Here is a 3,737-nt window from a genome sequence, read left to right on the forward strand (position 1 = left end):
CCGGCTGAACAGCATTCGCGGGCAATACTCCTCGCATTTGGCACAATGGACACCTTGGGAGTGGCACGGCGACCGTGTTGTGTTCCTGAGCACCGAGAATGATCTGTTTGGGACCGCAACTGACCCGACTGCGTGATGTCGACCGTCGTTGACGGGGAGCGGGGGCCATCGTGGAGATGGTACGCGCGCGATCGCGACCGTTGATGTAGTCCACGCGCCGGGAGGGAGGCTTCGGCGGCGGCCGGCCCGAGTGGGTGGCGGGAGGGGCCACTGTTTTAGCCGACGATCGCCCCTCCCGCCGTGCCTCGAACGTGTTGGAGCGAAGCACAAATCGAATCGTACGAGTCGACCTCGACGTCAAGGCCTGGGTTGCGAACCTGCCGTCGGTGTCGGCGATTAGGCCAGGACGTTGTCCGGCCTGCGCGGTGGCGAGCCGCCCGGCGGGTGGCGCGCTGGCGATTCATGGACACGGGTCTCGGGAACGCCTGCAGCTTGGACCGCTCGCGTCGCAGGGCAACAGCGAGGTCACCGTCATCCTCGTGCGCCGCTACCTGTGCCAGGCGTGTGGCGCGGTCATCACTGTCGTGCCGCGAGGTGTCATCCGCCGTCGCCTATATGCCGCAGCCGCGATCAGCCTGGCGCTGGGCCTCTGGGGCCTCCTTGGCCTCTCGTCGCCCGCGGTGCGCACCCAGGTCTCGCCGAACTCCGTGATCGGCGATGCCGCCCGCCACCACTGGGTGACGCTGCGGCGCTGGGCCGTCGCAGGCGCCGCAGGCCGCCTCTTCTCACGGCTCTCAGTCATCGCCGACGAGGACCACCGCGTCACGGCACGCCGCCTCGCCACCGCCCTCATCGGCTTCGCCCCGCCCGGCGATCGGCACCTCACCACGGAGGGCCTGCTCTACGTCGGAGGTGCGCACGCTGCGTGATGTCCCCGACCGCACCAGAGGCGGCCCCGAGCTCCCCACCATCCCAGATCGGAGCGCCCCGGACCGAGACCCTGCATGACCCCAAAGGCCGACCCGACCGAGCACTGTCGCTCGCTGCTGCGGCCCCCAAGGAGACTCATGCCCGCTCTCACGCCCTCCGATCACTCGGAAGAAGTGGCGATCTTCCGAAGTCAGGTCATCGGCACCATCACCCACCGCGAGCTCACGCGCGGCGAGCTCCAGGCCGAGCTGCGCCGCCTCAGCCGTCAGCGCTATCGCCCGCCCGACGGCGATGTGACGCGCACGTTCTCGGTGCCGACACTCGAGCGTTGGCTCTACCGCTATCGACACGGCGGCCTCGACGCGCTCCGGCCGCGCCCTCGCAGTGACCGCGGGCGCGCCAAGAACCTTACGCCCGAGCAGCGCACACTGCTCCTCGACATCCGGCGCGAACATCCGCACGCATCAGTGACACTCATCCAGCGGACACTCGTGGCCGACGGACGCCTCGCTGCAAACGCCGTCTCACCCGCGACGGTGCGGCGCCTCTACCACGAGCAGGGAGTCGACAAACAATCGCTGCGAGCGGCCGCGGGCGGGGCTCCGCGCCTACGCTGGCAAGCCGAGCGACCCGGCGCGCTATGGCACGGCGACGTCTGCCACGGCCCGGCGATCATGGTCGATGGCATATCGCGCCCGCTTCGCATTCACGGACTCCTCGACGACTGCTCGCGCTATATCGTCGCTCTCGAAGCCCACCACACCGAGCGCGAAACCGACATGCTCGAGCTCTTCGTGGCCGCGCTGAGACGCCACGGCCGACCGTCCGCACTCTACCTCGACAACGGCTCGACCTATCGCGGCGAGGCCCTGCAGACCGCCTGCGCGCGGCTCGGTATCAACCTCTTGCATGCGAAGCCCTACGACCCGCAAGCACGCGGCAAAATGGAGCGATTCTGGCGCACGCTGCGCGAAGGCTGCCTCGACTTCCTGCATGCGGCAGGCTCGCTCGCCTCGCTCACCGACGTCAACGCGCGCCTCGCGGCGTTCCTCGAACGGCACTATCACGCCGCGCCGCACGCCTCACTCATGGGGCAATCGCCCGACACGATCTGGAGCAGAGCCACGCACGTCCGCGACCTCGACGACACGAAGCTGCGCGACGCGTTCACCGCGCGCGACAAGCGCCGCGTTCGCAAGGACTCGACCGTCGCGGTCGACGGCATCGACTGGGAAATCGACCAGGGCTTCCTCTCCGGCCGCCTCGTCACTGTCGGTCGCTGCCTCCTCGATAGACCACCTGCCCCCTGGGTCGAACACGAGGGCAAGCGCCTCATGCTCCACCGCGTCGACCCCACGAAGAACGCCCGCCGCCGCCGCGAACCACGCGTGGCCGAGGCCAAGCCCACGACCCCGTTCGACCCCGCAGGCGCGCTGCTGGCCGAACCCCTGCAGACTCCGGAGAAATTGTCTTGACCATCAAGTATCTTGACCACTTCAACTTCAGCACGAAGCCGTTCTCAAAGGAACTCGGTGACGCCGAGCTGTGGATCCCACCCACGAAGAAGGCCCTCATCGACGACCTCTGCGAGGCGATCGCCGACCATGACTCGGTGCTGCTCACGGGTGAGCCTGGGGTCGGCAAGACGTGTGTCTTGCGCGCGGTGCGTGCCCGCATTCCCGCGCAGGGGTGCCGACTGACCTATTGTCATAATGCCACGCTGGGTCGCCGCGACTTCTATCGGCAGCTGTGTCACGCGCTCGGCCTGGCGCCGTCGGCCACCGCTGCAGCTTTGTTCTATGCGGTCAGCACGCATGTGCAGGACCTCGGCAGGGACCACATGCACCCGGTGTTTCTCCTCGACGAGGCGCACCTGCTGCATCAGGACACGCTCGACCATCTGCACATCCTGCTCAACTATGAATGGGACAGTCGCGCGCTCCTGTCGCTGGTTCTGGTCGGTCTGCCCGAGCTCGAGGACCGGCTCGCGCTGAGGCGCAATCGCTCCCTGTTCCAGCGGATTCACCGGCGCTTTCGCGTAGACCCTCTGACCATCGACGACACCCACGACTATCTCCGGGTGCGGCTCCGACGCGCTGGCAATGAGAAGGAGCTCTTCGCCAGCGACGCCATCGGCCTCCTGCACGAAGCCACCCGAGGGTCTCTGCGCGAGGTCGACCGCATCGCCACATGGTCACTCAGGGAGGCCGCGCGACTCGCCAAGAAGAGGGTCGAACGCGACATCATCTGCCGAGCCGTCGACACCACTTCGACATTCGAGGAAGGAACGACATGATCCTGATTGAACTTCCCCCCGACTGGACGCCCAACGAAGCGCTCGCGGTCGTCCGCTTCCTCGACAACGTGGCCACAGCTATATGGCAGGCCTACGGCCTCGAAGCGGTCGAGCCGACCGAGGACGAACCCGACTCAGGCGAGCCGTCCCCGTTCGACGACACAACGCACTTCTGAGGGCTCACCATCGTCGAGATGAACGGCCATGAGCACCCCGGCGAAGACCATCGTCGCGCCGCTCATGGCCTGTCATGACGTGATGGACATCACGCGACTGCACGCAGCGAGTCACCTCCGCGATGCCCATCACGCCAATGCGCAACAGGTGTCATCGTCGCGATGGCCATCAGCCAACCAGTCCTCGAAGACATCATCCAGCGTGAGCGGCAACACCTGAGGGCCGTGCGCTCGCCGGTCGCGAGCTCGAGGTCGACCTCGAGGTGATACCGGTCAGCGATAGGGCGGGGCGGCCGGTCGAGCGACGCGCGCCCGTCGCTCGCGCGGCCAGTTCC

5 protein-coding genes are annotated in these 3,737 nt (G+C 67.3%); all 5 read left to right on the plus strand.

Annotated features, from left to right (window positions below; translation table 11 throughout):
- Positions 1 to 425: 425 nt before the first annotated feature.
- The 5 genes from ACLL97_RS01845 to ACLL97_RS01865 all read left to right on the plus strand — a co-directional run bounded on the left by ACLL97_RS01845 (position 426) and on the right by ACLL97_RS01865 (position 3,622).
- Positions 426 to 929 carry a hypothetical protein gene (locus tag ACLL97_RS01845; protein WP_411278769.1) on the plus strand — a complete coding sequence of 168 codons (504 nt, stop codon included), beginning with the start codon at positions 426 to 428 and terminating at the stop codon, positions 927 to 929.
- Positions 930 to 1,004: 75 nt separating this feature from the next.
- Positions 1,005 to 2,405 (plus strand): helix-turn-helix domain-containing protein, encoded by a 1,401-nt coding sequence (locus ACLL97_RS01850; protein WP_411278770.1) that lies wholly within the window; start codon positions 1,005 to 1,007, stop codon positions 2,403 to 2,405.
- Entirely contained in the window at positions 2,402 to 3,226 is an 825-nt protein-coding gene (locus ACLL97_RS01855) for an ExeA family protein (RefSeq protein ID WP_411278771.1), read from the plus strand. The genes ACLL97_RS01850 and ACLL97_RS01855 overlap by 4 nt, the downstream gene beginning before the upstream one ends.
- Complete coding sequence (locus ACLL97_RS01860) at positions 3,223 to 3,402, plus strand: hypothetical protein (RefSeq protein WP_411278772.1); 180 nt, start codon at positions 3,223 to 3,225, stop codon at positions 3,400 to 3,402. The genes ACLL97_RS01855 and ACLL97_RS01860 overlap by 4 nt, the downstream gene beginning before the upstream one ends.
- Before the next feature lie 28 nt (positions 3,403 to 3,430).
- Positions 3,431 to 3,622, plus strand: coding sequence for a hypothetical protein (locus ACLL97_RS01865; protein WP_411278773.1), 192 nt, complete (start codon positions 3,431 to 3,433; stop codon positions 3,620 to 3,622).
- Positions 3,623 to 3,737 lie beyond the last annotated feature (115 nt).

The sequence above is a fragment of the Gemmatimonas sp. genome (genome assembly GCF_046594945.1).
Lineage (GTDB): Bacteria > Gemmatimonadota > Gemmatimonadetes > Gemmatimonadales > Gemmatimonadaceae > Gemmatimonas.

Bases quoted from the DNA above. Each gene is read 5' to 3' on its own strand.
- ACLL97_RS01865 (WP_411278773.1), top strand. From the start codon at position 3,431: ATGAGCACCCCGGCGAAGACCATCGTCGCGCCGCTCATGGCCTGTCAT.
- ACLL97_RS01860 (WP_411278772.1), top strand. From the start codon at position 3,223: ATGATCCTGATTGAACTTCCCCCCGACTGGACGCCCAACGAAGCGCTC.
- ACLL97_RS01850 (WP_411278770.1), top strand. From the start codon at position 1,005: ATGACCCCAAAGGCCGACCCGACCGAGCACTGTCGCTCGCTGCTGCGG.